At 69.8% G+C, this 19,480-nt stretch carries 13 protein-coding genes and 6 pseudogenes; 7 read left to right on the top strand and 12 right to left on the bottom strand.

Annotated features, from left to right (window positions below; genetic code table 11):
• Position 1 precedes the first annotated feature (1 nt).
• The 3 genes and pseudogenes from AC07C1_RS36745 to AC07C1_RS36755 form a co-directional block, all read right to left on the bottom strand.
• Positions 2 to 2,722 (bottom strand): CHAT domain-containing protein, encoded by a 2,721-nt coding sequence (locus tag AC07C1_RS36745; protein ID WP_478946331.1) that lies wholly within the window; start codon positions 2,720 to 2,722, stop codon positions 2 to 4.
• A 237-nt stretch (positions 2,723 to 2,959) separates the two neighbouring features.
• Positions 2,960 to 3,615 (bottom strand): annotated as a pseudogene (locus AC07C1_RS36750) (IS110 family transposase); the annotation flags it as partial.
• A gap of 476 nt (positions 3,616 to 4,091) precedes the next feature.
• Positions 4,092 to 4,752: pseudogene (locus tag AC07C1_RS36755) on the bottom strand (LacI family DNA-binding transcriptional regulator); the annotation flags it as partial.
• A gap of 163 nt (positions 4,753 to 4,915) precedes the next feature.
• Between AC07C1_RS36755 and AC07C1_RS36760 the strand changes: the two are divergent.
• The 6 genes and pseudogenes from AC07C1_RS36760 to AC07C1_RS36785 form a co-directional block, all read left to right on the top strand.
• Positions 4,916 to 5,140, top strand: a complete 225-nt coding sequence (locus AC07C1_RS36760; protein WP_478946333.1) for a hypothetical protein — start codon at positions 4,916 to 4,918, stop codon at positions 5,138 to 5,140.
• 459 nt (positions 5,141 to 5,599) lie between these two features.
• A complete protein-coding gene (locus AC07C1_RS36765) occupies positions 5,600 to 6,949 on the top strand; it encodes an alpha/beta hydrolase family protein (RefSeq protein WP_478946335.1) in 1,350 nt (449 codons plus the stop codon).
• Between the two features lie 70 nt (positions 6,950 to 7,019).
• Positions 7,020 to 7,160 (top strand): hypothetical protein, encoded by a 141-nt coding sequence (locus AC07C1_RS36770; RefSeq protein WP_478946337.1) that lies wholly within the window; start codon positions 7,020 to 7,022, stop codon positions 7,158 to 7,160.
• Between the two features lie 228 nt (positions 7,161 to 7,388).
• Positions 7,389 to 8,177, top strand: a pseudogene (locus AC07C1_RS36775) (alcohol dehydrogenase catalytic domain-containing protein); the annotation flags it as partial.
• Positions 8,178 to 9,145: 968 nt separating this feature from the next.
• Complete coding sequence (locus tag AC07C1_RS36780) at positions 9,146 to 9,577, top strand: subtilase-type protease inhibitor (RefSeq protein ID WP_478946339.1); 432 nt, start codon at positions 9,146 to 9,148, stop codon at positions 9,575 to 9,577.
• 216 nt (positions 9,578 to 9,793) lie between these two features.
• Positions 9,794 to 10,400 (top strand): annotated as a pseudogene (locus AC07C1_RS36785) (class I SAM-dependent methyltransferase); the annotation flags it as partial.
• Between the two features lie 111 nt (positions 10,401 to 10,511).
• On the opposite strand, the gene AC07C1_RS36790 reads toward AC07C1_RS36785, so the two are convergent.
• From AC07C1_RS36790 to AC07C1_RS36810, 5 genes and pseudogenes are all read right to left on the bottom strand, one after another.
• Positions 10,512 to 10,970: an HIT family protein gene (locus AC07C1_RS36790; RefSeq protein WP_478946341.1), complete on the bottom strand. Its 459-nt coding sequence runs from the start codon at positions 10,968 to 10,970 to the stop codon at positions 10,512 to 10,514.
• A gap of 253 nt (positions 10,971 to 11,223) precedes the next feature.
• A pseudogene (locus tag AC07C1_RS36795) lies at positions 11,224 to 11,769 on the bottom strand (ATP-binding protein).
• A complete protein-coding gene (locus AC07C1_RS36800; protein WP_478946343.1) occupies positions 11,766 to 12,350 on the bottom strand; it encodes a DDE-type integrase/transposase/recombinase in 585 nt (194 codons plus the stop codon). The pseudogene AC07C1_RS36795 and the gene AC07C1_RS36800 overlap by 4 nt, the downstream one beginning before the upstream one ends.
• A 697-nt stretch (positions 12,351 to 13,047) precedes the next feature.
• The gene (locus AC07C1_RS36805; protein WP_478946345.1) at positions 13,048 to 13,749 is read right to left on the bottom strand and encodes a DUF4232 domain-containing protein; all 702 of its coding nucleotides are present in this window, start codon (positions 13,747 to 13,749) and stop codon (positions 13,048 to 13,050) included.
• A gap of 1,022 nt (positions 13,750 to 14,771) precedes the next feature.
• Positions 14,772 to 14,948: a hypothetical protein gene (locus AC07C1_RS36810; protein ID WP_478946399.1), complete on the bottom strand. Its 177-nt coding sequence runs from the start codon at positions 14,946 to 14,948 to the stop codon at positions 14,772 to 14,774.
• Here AC07C1_RS36810 and AC07C1_RS36815 point away from each other — a divergent pair.
• A pseudogene (locus AC07C1_RS36815) lies at positions 14,887 to 15,648 on the top strand (IS5 family transposase); the annotation flags it as partial. The gene AC07C1_RS36810 and the pseudogene AC07C1_RS36815 sit on opposite strands and share 62 nt — an antisense overlap.
• Before the next feature lie 349 nt (positions 15,649 to 15,997).
• Here AC07C1_RS36815 and AC07C1_RS36820 read toward each other — a convergent pair.
• The 4 genes from AC07C1_RS36820 to AC07C1_RS36835 form a co-directional block, all read right to left on the bottom strand.
• Entirely contained in the window at positions 15,998 to 17,245 is a 1,248-nt protein-coding gene (locus AC07C1_RS36820) for a hypothetical protein (RefSeq protein ID WP_478946347.1), read from the bottom strand.
• Positions 17,246 to 17,302: 57 nt separating this feature from the next.
• A complete protein-coding gene (locus AC07C1_RS36825) occupies positions 17,303 to 18,079 on the bottom strand; it encodes a hypothetical protein (RefSeq protein WP_478946349.1) in 777 nt (258 codons plus the stop codon).
• A 364-nt stretch (positions 18,080 to 18,443) separates the two neighbouring features.
• Entirely contained in the window at positions 18,444 to 18,746 is a 303-nt protein-coding gene (locus tag AC07C1_RS36830; RefSeq protein ID WP_478946351.1) for a hypothetical protein, read from the bottom strand.
• 5 nt (positions 18,747 to 18,751) lie between these two features.
• A complete protein-coding gene (locus AC07C1_RS36835; RefSeq protein WP_478946353.1) occupies positions 18,752 to 18,949 on the bottom strand; it encodes a hypothetical protein in 198 nt (65 codons plus the stop codon).
• Positions 18,950 to 19,480: the final 531 nt, after the last annotated feature.

Raw genomic sequence — 19,480 nt, forward strand, 5'->3', positions numbered from 1 at the left:
TTCACGTTTCCTCGCATCGGACGGGGGTGGGGACGACTCGGGCGGGACTGAAGACGGCAGAGGCAGGGGTGGGGGTGGAGACGATCGCGGCGGGATCGCCGTAGACCGTGTACGCCAGCCAGGTGGGGTCGGTCTCGTCGTGTCCGGCGTGGGAGCGGGCCCGGTGCACCGCCGTGCCCAGCGGCTCACCCGCCGAGAGGGAGGCGTAGAAGGCTTCCGCGAACCGCTGGGCGCTGTCGCTGCGCACCGCCCACAGCGTGCCCACGAAGGCACCGGCGCCCGCGCCCATGAACTGCTGCGCCCAGCCGAGCATCCGGGTGTACTGCGGGACGGCTCCGGCCGCCCGGCAGGCGTTGATGAAGATGAGCGGGCGGCCGTCCTGCAGGGCGCGGCGGGCGACGGCGCTGTTCAGGAGAGCGGGGACGAAGGGGCCGTCCGCGAGGAGGATCGACGAACCGCCTCCGGGGTCGAAGGTGTTGTGGCACGTGAAGTGGAGCGGTCCCGTCGTGCCCGCGTCGATGACGGTGAGGACGCCGTCCAGCGTGTCGACGACGGTTCCGGTGCCGAGAATCCGGCGGATCGACTCGATCTCGCTGTCACCGTTGACCGGGACCCGCGCGGAGACGACGTAGTGCGGTTCACCGATCGGCAGCGCGGACGAGCGGGGCCGGCCCAGGCTGTTGCGCAGGACCGGGAACTGCTGGACCAGGAACCCTTCGTCACGGCCCGGCGCGATGGGGTAGAGGAGTTCCCACGGGAGGACGTCGTGCTCGGACGCGACGCTGAACGCCGTGATGTGGTCGCGCAGTTGCCAGAACTGCTCCTTGATCGGGTCCGGCACCATCTCCGTCCACAGACCCACCCCCGTCTCCTTCATCCAGCGTCGGGCGTGGGCGCCGGAGTACTCCCCGCGGCCCGCCGCCAGTCTCTGCAGCATGGCGTACGCGCGCTCCGCGGCCGCTTCCGGGGCGGCGGTGAGGGCTTGCGCGAGGACGGCGCCGTAGATGCACCGCTCGGAGATGAGACGGAACGTGTACTGGTCGCCGACCCGGTCCACGAGCAGCGTGACCTCGCCGGGGTGGGCGCGCATCTCGCCCATGTCGGCGACGCTGGGCGGCTCCACCGTGTAGGGGCCGTCGCGCTCCACCGACACCTCCAGGCCGATCTCGGTGAGGAACGTCCCCCCGGCCCAGGCGCTGACCCGGACGCGGTGCAGGCCCGGTTCCCGGGTCAGGAACGCGAACCGCACCGGCGCGGGGGCACCGAAGGGCGGCACCAGCAGGGTGTGCTCCGGCGGGCCCTGGGGGTCCAGTCCGGCGGGCGCCCGCACGATGAGTGTCAACGGGGAGCCGTCGCGCGCCGGCCGGAACCCGGCCAGCGGGGCCGACACCCCGCCATCGTCGTGATCCGCCCCGAACGGCACCCGCACGACCAGGCTGACCGGTTCGGACAGCCCGGCGTGGGAGGGCATCTGGGCCGACAGGTGGTGCGTGGCCGTCGCGGGAGCGGTGTCGGGTTCCCGTACGGTCCCGGCCGGGGCCTCCTCGAACGCGGTGTCCGCGGGCGAGGCGTCGGCCACCATGCCGTCCCCCGAGGCGCTGACCGGACCGCCGTGAGTCGTCACCGTGTTCGAGGTGCCGCCAAGGGCGTGCTGCGCGAGAGCACCGCCCCAGCGGCGCCGGCCGTCCGCGGCGTCAGCGAGCGTCCACAGTCGCACGGCCTCGGCCGTCCTGCCGGTCCGCGCGAGACGACCGGCCAGCACCCGCGACGCCGTCACGTCGTCGGTGGCGGCCATCTCCCGCAACTGCCACTCCACACCGGCGTCCGAGGCCCCGGACGCCGGAGCCGGTCGGGCGGCCAGGTGCGCGGCGGGGGAGGAGAGGACACGGTCGTCGAGCCCGTCCGCCGCCGCCCACCAGCGGACGGCCTCCTCCTGCACACCGAGACGGGCGAGGACGGCCGCGACCCGGCGGATGTGGTCCACGGCGCGCGCCCGAGCGGGCCCGTCCAGCTCCCGTCGGGACACCTGCGCACGCATGTTCTCGGGGGCGCGCCGCACCAGCGTCGCCACCGCCTCAACGTCATGGCGGTCGGCCAGCCGCCGCAGCCGCGCCTCGGCCTCCTCCGCCCGCCCGGCGCGGTCGAGGACGGCGACGAGGTCCCACTCCCATGGCTCACCGGCTGCGACGCCCCGGGTCAGCCAGACGACCGCTTCGTCGAGCCGCTCGACGTCGTCCCCCTCGCGCAGCCGCCCGACGAGGTCGTGCAGGGCATGGAGATCACCCGCGGCGGCCATGTGCCGCAGCCGGTCCTCCGCCTCGGCCGACCGTCCGGCGCTGTCGAGGGCCGCGACGAGTTGCCGCTCCAGGGCGGCGCCCGCGTGCACGGCGAGCGTCAGCCAGTGGACAGCTTCGACGAGCCGTTGGCCGCCGCTATTACGCACGAGGCGTTTCGCCAGGTTGCCCATGGCGGTCACGTCACCGCTCTCGGCCCGCCGGCGCAGCTGTCGTTCCAGTTTCCTGGCGCCCACGTGATCCGCGAGTTGGTGCAGCGCGGTCTCGTCTCCCGCCGCGATCGCCTTCTCCCACCAGGCGACGGCCTCATCGTGACGCCCGTCCTCGGCCAGCGCGGTGGCCAGCACCCGCATGGCGAAGGCGTCGCCCGCCGCGGCCAGCCGCCAGCGCCAGTCCTGTCCCTCTTGACCGGCTTTGCCGCCCGACACCCACCCTCACCCCGCGCCGCATCGTCCCAACGGTTGACGGGACATCACAGTAGGGCGATCCGGGGCGAAGCACCGCCGATTCCCCCGGAAGGGCGTCGATCACCGGCGCTTTGCGGTATCCGAGGGGGCGGGTCGGGAAAGGCGCGGCGACTACGCGGCCCCTCGGCTCGGCGGCCTGGGTCGCCTTCACCACCTCCGGGCTCACGGTGGGCAGTGCCTTGCGCAGCTCGGCGGATCCTCGATCAGCCGCTGGGCCATGCGTGGGGCCTTGGGTCTGATCACCTCGACGAGTTTGCGGCGTCCGGCTTTCCGCAGGGCGGCTGGGAGCCGTAGCGTTCCAGCAGCCAGGTGACGGCGGGGTGGTCAAGACGCGGCCCGAGGACGCGCTCCAGGCTGGGGTGGAACTGGGTGAGCAGGCCGCGTATCCGGTTGGACGTGCGGGCGGCCTCGGCCGCGAGGTCCTGGTCGAAGCCGACCAGGACGGTCAATTCGGCGGTGATCTCGTCGGTCAGCTCGAGCGAGCGCAGCGTGTGCGGCATCGTCCGGGCGGCGTCGGCGATGACCGCGGCGTCCTTGGCGTCGGTCTTCGCCCCGCCCGGGTAGAGATCGGCGATCCGCCGCATCGCCAGGCCGGGCAGGTAGGCGACCTTGCAGCCGGCGTCCCGTGCGACGGTGAGCGGGAGAGCGCCGATGGAGGCGGGCTGGCCGACGATGACGAGCACGGTGCCGAACTTCGCGGCCAGCTTGTCGAAGACGGCCCACAGCTTCGGCTCGCTGTTGGGCAGCGGCTTGTCGAAGACCTTCTTGCCGGCCGGGGTGAGTCCGTGGCCGTGGTGAGCGGTCTTGCCGACGTCCAGGCCGAGGAAGACGCCTACGTCACCGATGTCGAACATCGTGCTCCCAACTGCTTCGGTGCGGTGCCGGCCAGGGAGTTGGCGCCGTACGCGCGCATCCACGTTATGCAGACCTGCCGCCCGCAAGCGGCCCGGCATTGCGCCATGCCGGGCGGTAGTCGGACCCCTCATCAGCGTCTCCAACGGCACCTCCCGAGCCCGGTGACACCACCCCCCAGGTCATCCGTTCGACAGGGGGGACCAGTCATGCCGGGCCCGGAGGCCAGCGGCCCTCTTGCAGGACCGCGAAGAACATAACGGGGGGGGGCACCATGCTCCGCGACGGGCCACCCGTACCCAACTGGTTCTGTAGCCTGCGCCGCCGAGAGACCGCCGCCGTCACGAACGACGGCACTACGACGCCGCGGTCCTCGTCCGACCCCACCTGAACCCAGTCAGGCCCGGTGGCTCCTCACACCTCTGGCCTCACCCCTCGTGCGCATGCCGGTGTACCCCTTGAGACCGCCCGACCTGTGCTACGGAAGCGCTCCCCGCCGCGCTCGCAGAAGTCCATCGAGGACGCGTACCGGCGACGTGGGGCTCATCGCGAGGCGGGCGTCAAGTGCTGTCTCCCACTGCTCGGTCAGCCCCAGCATGAGGCGCTTGCGCATGCCTGGGGTGACGTGTGCGTAGCGCGCCGAGACCGAGCCGTCGATGTGGCCCATGCGTTCGTCCATGAGCACCTTCTCGGTCCCTGGTCCTCCATCATCGGCCGGTGGGTATGGGCCGTGGGGCGTGAGTCCCTTGGCTATCGGGAGCCAGCAGACGTCGGCCCGTGCGCTGGCGCCGCGTCCTCGGGCCGGGACGCCGGGCCAAGGTTCACCGAGCACCGAGCAGCGGTACGGGCCGTGGCTCCTGTGGTGCCTTCTTCGGGGACCAGCCGGAGACCGCCGGCGTGAACAGCCAGGTCGCGAAATCGTTCCTGCGCCAGTGGGCAGCATGCTCCGGCACGACGCCGCCGCGCACGAATCCGAGGTCCGCGATGGCCTGCTCGACCTTCGCTCGCGTGGCCTCGGTGACGCATTCGGCGTGGTTGAGGACGTTGGACACCGTGCCGGTCGAGACGCCGGCCCGACGCGCGACGTCGACCAGCTTCGCGCCCTGGTGGCCCCCGGTTCGCGCCGCGCCCTGCCCTCGTCACTGAGGTCGGCTGCCGTGAAGCCGTCGAGGACCAGGCGCAGGCCTGCGGGACCGCCACCCCATCACCGGAAACTGGCTCTGGCACAGCCTCGTCGAACCGGCGGACGGTCAGCTCCCGGACCTGCCGCCGGTCCTGTGGAGCCAGATCCTGCGGGAGGCGATGCGCAACGGCACACCGCCCGCCGTACCACCGGCGGGCGGTCTCCCCGCGCCCACGGCAGCCCTGGCGGCCGCGACGCCCCCGCAGTCCCCGGCCGCCGCCGGGCGATCGCCCGGTCTCCCGGCCCGGCTCACCGACCTGGCGATCAGGCCGGGCTGCGTCATCGGGACCCGCCTGCCGCTGATCGGCGTGCTGGTCGTCCTCGTGCTGATCGCCGTCGTATGAGGGGCGGAGGGACATTCCGTGGCGCCCGGAGACGAACGTCCCCAGGGTGAGCGCACATCACACGGTGGCCGGGGTGCCGCCGCGTGCGGCCGAGTGAGGAACGGGAGGTGTGACCGATGGCTGTCACTGTGCTGGGCACTGCCCTCGACCAGCAACTCCCGTCGCTGCGTTCCGTCCGTCCTGTGCATCAACTGGCCACACCCGGGGCACGGCCCGGTTGTCGTTCGCCGGGGCACTCTTCAGCTCGACCTTCACCCCGGCCTGCTTCCTGCGGCAGGCAGCCCAGGGCGGCAGACGCGGACGGTCTGATCGGGGATCGCACCGGTCGCATGGTTGAGCTGCTCGTTCCGCCCGCCACCACGGTGAACGCAAGGGGCCTGAAATCCGTAGGCCACTGCGGCGGTACGGGTGCGAAGTCCGATCGCCAGTTCGTCGACTGCTGCCCAACAAGGGGGTCCCATGAAACACCGCCGACCGCGCAACCGCCGCAGAGTGATCGCCAGAGCGGTCGGTACGGCGGGTACGCTGGCCATCGCCCTGGGCGCGGGGATGACGCCGGCGATGGCCGCCGGGAAGACGGCCAACAAGCCCACCGCCACCGGGTTCTCGCCCGATCAGCCCGACCAGGGCGACGCGCCCTGGGCGCCCCAGCACGACGGGGTGCCGAAGCAGCACACGGCCGTCCGTCCGGAGGCCGTCACGCCCCGCGCGGCCACGTCCGCTCTCCAGCTCAGTCTGCCCGCACCGACCGGGCGCCATGGCGTGGGTACGTTCAGCCTGCACCTCGTCGACAAGTCCCGCACGGACCCGTACGTGCCTGGTAACAAGCCGCGCGAGCTGATGGTGTCGTTCTGGTACCCGGCCGCCTCCACCCGCGGGCACTACAAGGCACCGTGGATGCCGTCAGCCTCCGGCGCCCACTTCCTCGCCTCTCAGGGCCTGACGCCACAACAGGTGACGTTGCCGAAGACCGCGGGCCATGTGCTCGCTCCGGTCGATACCAAGCTCGGCAAGCTGCCCGTCCTGCTGTACTCGGCCGGCCTGCACGGGGACCGCGCCGGGAGCACTGCACTCGTCGAGGACCTGGCCAGCCGCGGCTACCTCGTCGTCACGGTCGACCACACCCACGACGCCAACGAGGTGCAGTTCCCCGGCGGGCGGCTTGAGGGCAACACCATGCCGGCGGGCGCGCACTCCTCGGACACGCTCAACGTGCGTGCGGCCGACATCCGGTTCGTGATCAACCAGCTCGGGACGATCAGCAAGGGCCACAACCCGGACGCCGGCCACGCCAGGCTCCCCACCGGGCTGTCGCACGCCGTGGACATGTCCCGCATCGGGATGTTCGGCTGGTCGCTGGGCGGCGGGGCGGTCGACACCGCCATGCAGCTCGACCACCGTATCGACGCCGGCGCCGACCTGGACGGCCAGTTCTTCGGCTCGGCGCCGGGCAAGAACCTGGACCGCCCCTTCATGCTCTTCAGCTCCGGCACCCACAACCGCAACAACGACAGGTCATGGCGCACGCTGTGGTCGCATCTAAAGGGAGACCGGTTCGATATCCAGCTCCAGGGCTCGGCGCACCTGTCGTTCGGCGACACGGAGGCGATGCTGCCACAGGAGGCAGGCCTGCGCGGGCTCTCCCCGGCCCAGCTCCAGCAGATACTCGGCACGCTCGACCCCAACCGCGCGATCGAGATCCAGCGCGTTTACCTCGCCGCCTTCTTCGACAAGGAACTGCGCCACCAGCACCGCAGTCTGCTCGACGGCCCCGACAAGAAATACCCGGAGATCTCCTTCGTCCGCTGAACCGGGCAGCCGAAGGGCGGCCCTGCATGCGGGCCGCCCTTCGGATGTGCTGCACCTGGCGGGAACGGGTGTGCACGCCACCAGCGTCACGATCGCCGGTGAGATCGGCGGCGGCGAAGAACGCTTCGATCCGGCCGTCCTCGCCCAGGCATACCTCAACCTGCACCAGCAGCCCGAGACGGACTGGCAGCGCGAACTGGTGTGCGACTGACCTCGCGCTCTGAAGGACCCAACGGCAACGACGCGAGGTCTTGCCACCTGCCCGCGGTGCCTATGAAGAGGCATCGCCGGCGACACGCCTCGTGCGCGGGCCATATAGACGGGTCGCCGCCCCCGCCGGCACGAACAGCGGCCTCGTGACGGCGGCCTGCCAGAAAGCAATCAAGGAAGAAGGAACTATGCGCGCCACTGTGCTGCACACTCCCGCCGGGCAGAACACATCGAAGAACCGAAGATCATCGCTCCGACCGATGCGATCATCCCCCTGTCGGCGGCCTGCGTCTGCGGCTCGGACCTGTGGCCCTACCGCGGCGTCGACTCCGTCGACGAGCCCGCCCGCATGGGGCACGAGTACGTGGGCGTCGTCGAGGAGGTCGGCAGCGAGGTCAAGAACATCGAGCCCGGCCAGTTCATCGTCGGCTCGTTCGCCAACTCCGACAACACCCGCGAGATCTGCCGCTCCGGCTACCCGTCCTCCTGCGTCAACCGCGTCTTGCAGTCCGGTACGCAGGCCGAGCGCGCCCTGATCACCCACGCCGGCGGCACCCTGGTGGCCACCCCGGGCACGCCCGACGCCGATCTGATCCCCAGCCTGCTGGCCGCCTCCGACGTGCTGGGCACCGGCTGGTTCGGCGCAGTCGCCGCCCAGGCCGGCCCTGGCAAGACCGTCGCGGTCGTCGGCGACGGCGCGGTCGGCCTCCTCGCGATCCTGGCCGCCAAACAACTGGGCGCGCAGGGATCCTTTCGATGAGCCGTTATGAGTCCCGGCAGAAGCTCGCCCTTGAATTCGGCGCCACCGACATCGTCACCGAACGCGGAGGAGTCGATGCAGCAGGCCATCGGCTCCACCCGTCCCGGCGGACACGTCGGCTTCGTCGGCATGAACCACGACGTCGCCCTCAACGGCAAAAGCCTCTTCTTCTCCCAGGTCCACCTGCACGGCGGTCCAGCCCCAGTACGCCAGTACCTGCCCGAGCTGATCTGGCAGCGGAAGATCGACCCCGGCAAGAGTATTTGTCAATACCTGTGGATGTTGAGCTCGCTCAGGCGGCGATAAGTGCCTGTCCTTCTTCAGGAGCTCGACAACATCGCGCTGGAGGCGCGCACGCGACCGGTCGCCCCCGCCGACCGGGGAGCCGGCCATCTGCCTGCCCGGGTGGCCGGATCGCCCGGCGAGGCCCGCTTGATACCGGCGACGTCGTAGGCGAGCAGGTGCAGCAGGAGCTGGGCAGCTCGCGGCGCCGGGTACGGCGGGAGCGGCTGGTACAGCTCGTGGTTGAACCAGGCGGCGGAGTCCCCTCCGAGACTGCCCGGGTGCAGCGCCTCCGGGCCGCGCGAGACCGATTGCGACCGGGCCCTGCCTGGTCACGCCCGGCCCTCTTCCCGGCAGACGCCGCCACCGTGATCGTCATGTGCTGGTCGTCGGCTGGCTCCGCTCCGTCCCGGACCGGCTCCCTTACGCTGCTCGGCTGCGCGGCCCGACCTCTCCATGTACTCGCGCTCGCGGGGCGTCGTCCTGTGCGCGCTGTCGGGCGTCGGCGGCCCCAGGCGCGGATTGCCGACCGGGAGCCGGCCGGTCGTTGCCCGCTCGGCGATGCGCCGTGTACCGAGGCCGGCCGCTGCGCCTACTGCCGCGGACTGGCCGCCCGCCTCAGGCAACGGTTGACTCGGTGCTCGTCCAGTCGATGCGGGCATGCAACCGCCTCGGCGTGGTCGCGATGGCAGCGTGCGAGCGACGAGGAGAGGTATCGCGCCATTTCACAGCGATTGCACTCGGCCACGTCTTCAACCTGCGAACCGGAGGAAGGTTCTAGACCTGCGCGTATGGAGCGCAACGATTCCAATCCAGCCACTGATTCAATGCGCGATTAGTCTGAATCGCTGCGCTAAGTGCACATTTGGCTTCGTTATCCGCGGGGCGAGCCGCGACGGGGGTACTCCGAGGCAACCGAACACGTCAACGGAAGGAGACACATCATGCGACCGATGGCACGTTGGGCTACGGCAGGCGCTCTCCTGGCCACGGCTTTGTCGGGTCCTCTGAGCGTTCCCGCACACAGCGCCCCCGCTTCGCTCTATGCACCCTCTTCCCTGGTCCTCACCGTGGGGCATGGCGATGATGCCTCCGCGGTACCGGAGCGCGCGGTGACGTTGAGTTGTGCGCCCACCGCCTCGGGCACTCATCCGGACTCAGCAAAGGCCTGTGGGGAACTGGCGCAGGTCGGCGGGGACTTCGACCGTCTGGCAACGCTCGGCGCAGATCGTGGCGGCCGGTACTGCACGAAGGAATACCGTCCGGTCGTCGTCACCGCCCAAGGCGTCTGGCGCGGCAAGCGCGTGAACTACGAGCATGCCTTCGGTAACGCCTGTCTCAAGGACGTTGAGGGGGCTTCGGTGTTCGCCTTCTGAGAGCTGGCGCAGACGAGCTGCTGCCCCGGTCGTCCGTGGCCGCGCCGCTCCCTCCTGGGGAGCGGCGCGCCGGCGCCCGGACACTGCGGCACCAGGAGCCGAGCACCCGATGGGTCGGCCAGGCCGGGGCATTCGCCGTGATCGTCGCTCGGCGGGGGCGTCGCAGACGACCGAGAACCTGATGGACTCACGCCATGACGCCCCGGACGCCCCGCCCTCCACACACTTGAGCAGTTCCATGCCGCACATCCCTGGGACCACAACGCCCGCTATCACCGGTGGATCCTGCGGCAGCCCCCGAGGCGCTTCGACAGCGCCCTGGACGCCGGATCCGGCAGCGGTGACCTGGCCGGGCTCTTGGCCACACGTGCCAAAACAGTGCAAGGAATCGACGCGGACCCCACCATCGTCGCCCGAGCGCGGAGTTCACCGCTCCGACTACCCCTGTGACGTTCACCGTCTGCGACGCGCTCATTGACATACCACCCGGTTCCTACGACGTCATCACCTCTGTCGCCACCATTCACCATCTGCCGTTCAGCGACGCCCTCACCCGCTTCCGCCAGCACCTGGCGCCTGGGGGAACCCTGGTCGTCGTCGGCCTTGCCCTGCATAACCTCTCGGCGATCACTTGCTCGGCGCTGCCGCCATTCCTGGAACGTCGCCATGGCCTGGATCAAGAACAAGGGCCGCAAGGCCCCACGGCCAGCCTCAATGACCGCCCCGACCCGGCCAGCGGCCATGAGCTCCCCCGACATCGTTCGCGATGCCCGTCAGGTACTGCCCCGGTGCGCGGCTACGCCGTCGGCTGTTCTGGCGCTAGACACTGGTCTGGCCAGCGCCAAGGGGACCGACGGCCACAAGGGGTTCGCCCTGAGCAACGGCACTACCACCGTCCGGAGCCCTCAGAGGCCCGTCTTCCACCCTCTGCATCTCATGGACCGGGGCGGTATCCGCTACGTGCCAAGCCTGCCCTTATCCGTCCGGCATCGTCGTCCAGGTCGGCGCGGGACCGCTCCAGCCAACTGACCTCCAGACGGAACCGATCGTCCGTGGTACGGGGGAAAACGTGCACATGCAGGTGCAACACCGTCTGATCGGCCGCCCGACCATCTGCGAGGAACACGTTCACTCCCTCGCACGGCAGACCTGAGCGCCGCAGCGCCCGCGCCAGTAGATGGACCACCTGGAACAGGTGAGCCGTCAGAGCCTGGTCGATGTCCTCCAGACCCGCCGCGTGCGCTTTGGGAATGATGAGGAGATCACCGGGCGCAGCCGGATGGATGTCCATGAAGGACAGGACCTCCGCGTCTTCGTACACCCGGCTGGCGCGCACTCGGCCGGAGACGATGTCGCAGAAGGTGCAGGCCGGATCCGCGGCGTACAACCCCATAGGGTCAGCATGCGGCATCGGGTCGTACTCCGCTGCCAGGATCCTCTTCACATGTTTTCGCGGCAGTCAGGCGCACCCGGCACAAGGGCTTGGCTCCTGCGGCGCCGCGAGTGGAATGCGGACGGTTTACGAGCCTGAGGCACTCACCTACCCCGTGTACCTGCCGTGCGGCGTCATGGTCATCCCGGTCGTCCAGATGTCGGCGTACTCCGTAAAGTAGTGCTCAGCCAAGTACAGATAAACGTGCTCGGTGTCAGGCCCACTGGGTGTCCCGTTCGACGGCCGCGAGTCGGTTCTTGAGCCGGTAGCTGGGTCCGTTGGTGGTGACGACGTCGCAGTGGTGGAGGAGCCGGTCGAGGATCGCGGTGGCCAAACCCCGTCGCCGAAGACCGGGCCCCATTCGCTGAAGGTCTTGTTCCAGGTGAGGATGATCGAGCCCTTCTCGTAACGCTTGGAGATCACCTGGAAGACCAGGTTCGCCTCGGCGCGTTCGAGGCGCTGGTAGCCGACCTCGTCGACCACCAGGACACTGGGCCGCAGATGGGTGCCGAGTTCGCTGGTCAGACGCCCTGCTGCCTCAGCGGCCGTGAGGTTGGGGACCATGTCGTCAGCCGGAGGCCCTGGCGGAAGCGCCGGTCGTCTCGGACGGCCAGTTCCTCGGAGAGAACCAGATCGAGGAAGTCGAGATAGCCCATCTTGGGTCAGCCCGCTGAGCGTACTGGTTCAGGGCTTCGGCCAAGTGGGGCAGGCCGAGTTTGCCGGTCGTGGTGCGGATGCGGTTGCCGGTCAGCTCGCTCAAGACGGGTCCTTCGTCGCTCGGTTGGTGGTGAAGGGGCGGGTGCCGGTCAGCTCGTCATAGACCGACAGCGGAGGCGGCCGACCGGGATGCTGGCGGCCGCGGCTCGGCTGCGATATCCACCTGCCGCTCGACGCGGCCTTTGTCCTGCGGCCGGTAGGCGGCCAGCACGTCGATGTGGAAGTCGTAGTGCCCGGCGAACGCCACCGCATCCGGATGCAGTGGAACAGCCTCACCAGGAGCGACGTGCGGCGGACCACCGTCTTGGTGCGGTCATGGACGATCGTCATGGGCACCCCGCCGAAATGCGCGAACGCCTGACGGTGGCAGTCGAAGAACGTCGCCAGGTCCTGGCTGGTGGTGAAACAGCAGAACGGATCACGCGAGTAGAACAAGACCATGTGGAACGAGTAGACCTTCGGAATGCCGACATGAGCGAGGATCTCGCCCTCGTCACCGCAGTCGACCTGGGCTTCAGCACCGGGGATCACCTCGAACCGTCGGTGCAGACCGGCCAGTTCATCAGGAGCGATGCCCAGTTCATGCGCGACTCGGGGCCGGGCTTCCAGGACGTACAACTTCACTCGCTGGTAGTTGCCGGTGAAGCCGTACTGGGTCCTCGACGCCGTGGCCGCCAACCTCACCGGGCCGCCGGCCTGACGCTCAGCTCTTGCCGAATGTGAGCGAGGTGGGGGTAGGTGTCCGCGGGCCGTGCGGGCTTGCGCCGCCACCACTTCATGACGTTGGTGCTGCCATCGGGGCGTCGGGAGGGTGCCACCGCTCCGGACGTGTGGTCAAGTCAGAGCCGATGGTTCAAGGACCGGATCAGCTCATGGTTTGCGGCCCTGGCTGCCTCCGGTTTCTTTGTGAGCGGCACCGCAGAGGTGACAACCGCCAGCTACCAAGAGGCCCTTCTTGCATACACCTGTACCGGCCGACTCACCCGAACCAGGCCCTTGTTCGAACCGACCACACGGACGGATAGAGAACGGCCAGTCAGACGCAGAAGCTACATACAAAGGCCGGGCCACTATCGCTACAACCCACACAGCCCCAGGTCAGACCCCCACGCCCACCAAACCAGCTTCTCAACCAACCGCCACCCCCCCAGCTCCCACATCATCCCGCACGCCAACTACCCCCCGCCGCAGCGACAGGACGGCATTGCCCTGGTGGAACGGGCCGGCCGGGCCGCCTATCCTGCGCGACGGCTCGCTGCCGGCACGCCGCCCCCGGCGCTCGACAGGGGCGGCGTTCTTCACTCGCGGAAGAAAGGCGCTGTCAGGAGGGCTTGACCGCGGAGACCGCGGTCGCGGTGACCTTGTTGTCGCACTCGGCGAACTCGCCGTCCGACAGGGCGACCTGATGGGCGCCCGCGCCGGGCAGGCCGACCATCAGCGTCGGGTACACGGCGGGCTTCGCGCCGGACGCGCAGTATCCGTCACCCTCGCCCTGGACCTGGACGAAGGTCAGCTTCACCCACGCCTTGCCGCCCGGCGCGACCCGCACGTTCGACGCGGAGCCCGTAGGGGTCACCGACAACGGAGTGTTGTGCTCGGGGGAGCCGTTGCCCGCCCCGGCCACCGTCGGGTGGCCCGTGAGGACGCACGGCTTTCCGGAGACGTTGGTGAACTCCACGATCGCCGCTCCGGTGCCGGTGCCGACCGGACGGTTAGCGGCCTGGTACGCCGTCGCCTTCAGGGCCGTGGCCGCACACGTGGACGCGGTGCCGGCCGAGGTGGCAGCCGTCGGGGAGGCGGGGGCGCCGGAAGCGGGCGTGCCGGCGCCGGAGGTCCGCGAGCTCGCGGGGGCCGGGCTGGTGGGAGAGGAGGCCGTGGGGGATGAGGCCGCGGTGGTCGGGACGGCGGAGGACGCACCGGACGTGGGGTCGCCGCCGTCCGGCTGGCACGCCGTCAGCGCCAGCGCGGCCGCGATCAGGCCCAGCGCCGACGCGCCGACGCGGCTGGTGTTTCCGTACTGCATGGGTTCCCCCGATGTCCGAAGTGCACAGGTCGACCGGCTCCGAGCCGGTGTTCACCGAGGGAGACAGCGCCTGCGGACCAGGGGTTCCGCTGTGGATCACCTGTGACATGGCGGTGACAAGCTCTAGCCCGGATCGACACGGAAGGCCCAGGCGGGGGCCGTCAAGGCGGCGTGGCATGTGAGGTGCCGGCCCGGTTCGTGGCGAGGATGGCTCGCTGCGCGAGCCGGCTGGGGGGGTATGACGGTGAACCGTATCGGCCTGGTCGTGCACGGCGGACGGGCGGAGGCCGTGGCTGCCGCGGGCGCCGGGCTGCAGCGGTGCGCCGAGCAGGGCGCAGCACCGCCTCGGTGGCGTCCCCGGGATGACCGTGCGGGACGTGTGCGTACGCCCAGATGGGATGGATGTCGCCGCGAGAGCGGCCCGGGTCGGCGAGATACTGCTGGCCGACCAGGACGAACGGGCGCTCGGGCATCCGTCCGGCGGCGGTCTGCGCCTCCGTGCGGACGACCTCCTCCAGGGTCCCCCCAGATGCACTGCCCGCGCGGCGGCACGCCTCATGGGTCCACGGGTTGCCGTCCTGGACGGCGAGGTCGACCTTGAATGCCGCCGGGCCGTGCCGCCAGCCGCGGTAGGTCCGGCGCACCCGGCCGGCAGCCGGTCGCCGCAGATGCGTGCCGCGGCTGCGGACGTGGTGTCGAGCATGACGATCCGCGCCCGGGGCGAGTTCGGCCAGGGAGTCCACCCGCACCCCCGTCTCGATGATTCCCCGAGCTGGGCGAGCAGTGCGGCCAGCGCATCGGTGACGGTCCGCGACCCGCCGCGGGCGACGGGCCAGCCGAAGCGGTGCGCGGCGCCGACGAGCATCAGCCCGACCGGAACTGGCCGGCCCGGTCAGCGGATACATCAGATGCGCCGCCGCCCCCGCGAACAGCGCCCTGGCTTCCTCGGTGCGCCAGCGCCGGGCCACCGCCGAGGCCGGCTGGAGCGCCCTAAGCCCGGGCCGGTGCTGCTGGTGCGGGGGCTATGCCGGTGCTGGCGGTTGAGGATCGGCGCCGGCCCAGTACAGGGCGGTGTCGATGTCGCGTGCAGCCCAGCCGTCGGCGAGCTGTCCGCCGTGGTGCAGGAGGTCGTCGAGGGAGCGGCGCAGGCATACGCTGAACATCGGACGCCCGCCGGAGCGCGATCTGCGCGAGATCATGAACGCGATCTTGTATGTGGACCGCACCGGGGTGCAGTGGTGCTACCTGCCGCACGACTTCCCGCCCTGGTGACCTGCTACGGCTACTTCGCCAAGTGGCAGAAGGATGGTGTATTCGCCCAGCTCACCGGCGTACTACGCAGGCTGTTACGGCAGAAGGAGGGCAAAGAAGCCGAGCCGTCCGCGTGCGTGATCGACGCCCAGAGCGTGAAGACCTCCACCAGCGTCCCGGCTGCGGGGCAGGGCACGGACGCGGCGAAGAAGATCGTGGGCCGCAAGCGGAGCATCGTCACCGACACCCTCGGACTGCTCCTGGCAGTGCTGGTCACGGCCGCGAGCGTGCAGGACTGCGTCGCCGGCACCGATCTGATCGACCAGGTGGCCGCCGCCCACCTCGCCATCCGCAAAGTCTGGGTGGACGGCGGCTACCGCCAGCACCTCGTCGAGCACGCAGCCACCCTCGGCATCGACATGGAAATCGTCCAACGCGCCCCCGGGACCAGGGGATTCACCGCCACTGCCCAAGCGCTGGACAGTCGAGCGGACCTACGGGTGGCTGATGTTCCACCATCGCCTCACGCGCGACTACGAGACCCTGCCCGCCCGCTCCGAAGCCATGATCCACCTCGCCATGACCGACCTGATGGCCCGCCGCCTCACCGGTGATAGCACCATCTCCTGGCGCGACCCGGCAGCATAGGATCAAACACCAATTCCGGGATGAAACATCGGGAGAAAACGACCTCTAAGCCGGAACAACCCCTGAACGCTCCCGCGCGCCCCACCGGTGGGGCCAGTTCAGACCGTTAACGCCACATGTTCGTCGTCCTTCGGCGCCACCAAGCTCATGAGGAGGTCACCGCGGCACTGCGGCACCGAGCGGGACCGGTTGAACATTTCTAGGCGGCTCGTCGAGGAAGTCATCCCGGCGTAGACCGGCGAGCGCCTGGGCTTCTTCCGGCTCCTCGCCCGTTGCTTGACCCGCCTGCGGCCTGCCGCCGCGCGGGGAGCAAAGCCATGGCCCCGGCGGCGGCACTCCTGGGCGGGATCTACTGGCCGTCCCAGTCGCCGGCGACGGGGATCATGCCGGTGGCGCCGTAGACGAAGCGGGTGGAGGGGTCGTTGTTGGTGTTGGAGTTGTTGATGTCGAAGTAGTGGGTGCTGGGGTTCCAGACGCTGACGGTGTCCTTGCCGTCGCCGTTGAAGTCGCCGGCGACGGCGATGTCGCCGGGGGTGCCGTAGCTGATCTCGTAGTCGTTGCCGCCTGCGCTGGGGCTGTTACGCAGGTAGACCGTGTGGGTGGAGTCGTCGTACATGCCGATGCCGTCGGTGCCGATGCCGTCCCAGTCGCCCGCGATGGGCTGCATGCCGTCGCCGCCGTAGACGAACGTCTTGTCCGCCGGGCCTGCGGTGTTGGAGTTGCGCAGGTAGAAGGTGTGGTTGGAGGGCCGCCACACGCCGATGGTGTCGGTGCCGTTGCCGTCCCAGTCACCGACGACGGGGATGTCACCGGCGCTGCCGAAGGAGATGGTGTAGTCGTTGCCGCCGGCGCTGGGGCTGTTGCGCAGGTAGAAGGTGTGGTTGGCGGAGTCGTACATGCCGACGCCGTCGGTGCCTATGCCGTCCCAGTCACCGGTGACCGGCTGCATTCCCGATCCGCCGAAGACGAAGTCCTTGTCGTTCGGGCCCGCGCTGAGCGCGTTGCGCAGATGGAAGTAGTGGTCCGACGGGTTCCACACACCGACGCCGGCCGTGGTGTTGTTGACGATGTGGTTGTAGCGGTACGCGCCGTAGTAACTGGTGGGCCAGCCCTCCAGGCTGGAGGCGTTGATGTTGGCGGCGGTGGGTCCGTGTGTGGGATCGCTTTCGTTGGACTCGGCGTAGTAGGTGAAGTCGCCGTTGGCCTTGTTGGTCCACTTGTTGAAGAGGAACGTGTGCTTGGCGGTGTAGTCCAGGATGTCGCCGCCCTGGAGCTGGCTGAAGCCGATCTTCGTGGAGACGTCCGGCAGTGTCTGCGTGGTCAGGCTGCTCGTGAGGTGCCAGGCCATGGACACGAAGCCCGAGCAGTCCTCCCGATACGTGCCGTTGCTGTCGCTCCAGTAGGTGGTCCAGCTGTAGGGCACCTTCTGATCCACCCAGCTCTGGGCACGGGTGAGGACTTCGCTGCGGGTGATCGGCCCGCCGGCGGTGGAAGCGGCCTGGGCGGCGGGGGCGTTGAGGAGGGGCAGGGTCAGGCCGGCGGCGGCCACGGTGGCGATGGCGGTCAGTCGCAGGGACGTGCGAAAGCGGCGGGACATGCCGGAATTCCTTTGCTGAGAGGGTAATTGCGGGGGAGAAGCAGGGGTGGGGACTGGTCAGCGGGCCAGGGCAGCCAGCGTGGCCGGGTCGTTGCCCGTGTCATAGGAGTGCTGTGGACCGGAGGCGCGCATCTCGGTGAACTGAAGAACGCTCACCGTGACGCCACGCCGGACGAGGTAGATGTGATTCGTCTGCGGTCCGGGGGCGGACATGCCGGCCACGCCGGTCCACTGCCTGCTGTAGGCGTTGCCGTCGGCCGTGGCCGCGGTTCGTTCCACGCGGGCATGCGCCGTCAAACCGCCCCTGTGCTGCACCTCGCGTGAGGTGCTCTGGCAGTGGTCCATGCCCGTCACGAGGCTCTGATAGGCCAAGGTGGCGGCGGCGGGCGTGCGGAAGGTGAACGAGTCCTCGATGGCCGGGGTCTTGAAGGCGCTGACGTACCCCTGCTGCTGCCAGGAGATCGCGCCATGGACAACGGCGCATTCGTTCAGTGGTGTGTCGTGGGCGACAGGCCGGGTGTTCGCGGGGCCCATCGGCTTCCACTGGGCGGCCTTGCTGTCGGGCAGACTCTTGGCGGGCAGGGGCTTGGATGGTGCCCGTGCCGGCGAGTCACCGCCAGCCTCGGTCGTGCCCGGGATGGGACGACCGGGTGTGAGGCGCGCATGGTGGGATGTGGTGGGCGACGGCTTGCCGTGCGTGGCGGTGGCGGTCGGGGTGGAAGCCGGGGCGGTGCTGTGCGGGGCGTAGGTGCCTACCTTGGCCGGTGCGGGCGCCGCCGTCGTGGTTGCGTATGCGCCGGTGGTCAGGGCTACGGCCGCTACGGCCGCCGTCACGGCGGACAGTGTCAGGCTCGTACCGACAATCAGTGCTTTCCTGCTGGGCACGGCAAGGTCTCCAAGAAGTCGGGGCAAGTGGGAAACGGGCAGGGCGAAGCGCCCGCGGACAGGCAATGGGTTGTGGCGGTGTGCAGAGGCTGGTGCGGAAGCCGGCGGCACACCTGGCCGGACCGGGGGCCAGGACGGGCGGCCTCTACGGCAACCGTGGGCGCCGACGAACCAAGGCGGCCGAGGTGCGGCGGGCGGGGCATACTGCCGGTGAGCATGGTCCCGGCCGGATACGCGGCAAAAGGCGGCCGGTCAGCGAAAAACGTGGCTCACTCTGCGGGATGGCAGGCGGAAGGCGAACGGTGGCGGTAAGTCAGGTGCCCCAGTCGGTACGGCACCCGGCGGACTTCGGCCAGATCACCGAGTAGCCGTGCGCGGCGATGGGGTCTCGTACCCGGTCGAGCAGCCGGCGTACGCCGGTGACCGCGGCGGCGTCGGTTGCGACACTGACGAAGCACACCGCCTCCAGGCCGGTTTGAACGGGACGGACCCGCACATGCTCGAGCCCGGAGTCGGGTGTCGCATGCGCCCACAGCAGATCGTGCACGAGCGGGCAGATCCCCGCCGCAGGCCCGGAGTTGCTGCGCGCCTGGAAGGTCACGCTGACGATGCGCATGCGACTCAGTCCCAGCCGATGACGACGGCCCTCGCGGCGAGCGGGGTGTCCGCGGGCTTGCTGTCCCAGCCGATGACACCGGCGAGCGGCATGTGTACGGGCTCGCTGTCCCAGCCGATGACACCGGTTGCGGTGAGGGCGGCGGTGGACAGGACGAGAGCGGCGGCGCCGGTTGCGATCAGACGGCGAGAGGTGCGGAGCATGCGGATCCCCCTGGACGACAGAAGTACGGAAACGGTTTCAACGGCGGTAAGGGCGCTGACCGGCTGTCCGGCCCGTGTCCCTCTCGTTGACCACCATCCTGCGGGTCGCGTCACCGGTGGGGAAGCTCCTACGGCTGTCACCAAGGTGGCTGGCACGAAGGTGACAGGGGCTGGCGGCCACACCGCACGGACTGCGTGCAAAAGGGTGCGCCTTGAATGGCTCTGGACGGAGGAAGCGCTCGTCAGGGGCCGCGTGCTGGGATCGCCGGGCGGCTTGTTCAGTCGTTGCAGCCGGCTTTTCGAACTTGGCTGATTCATGAGGAAGGTCGGCGGCGACCTCGGTTGAGCGCGCGGCTGATGCTCACCGGGCCGGCAAGGCCCAGTCAGGCCGCTGGGCAGGTCGGGCCGCCAGCAGATCGCGGGGACCGCACACCGTGACTACGTCCCCTTGTCTGTCTGGTAGTTGACTGATCGCGGCGATGCCGGTGAGAACATTTGCAGTGACGCTCCGGGGGCTCCCATCGGGGCACT

It is taken from the genome of Streptomyces sp. NPDC045022 (assembly GCF_056432605.1).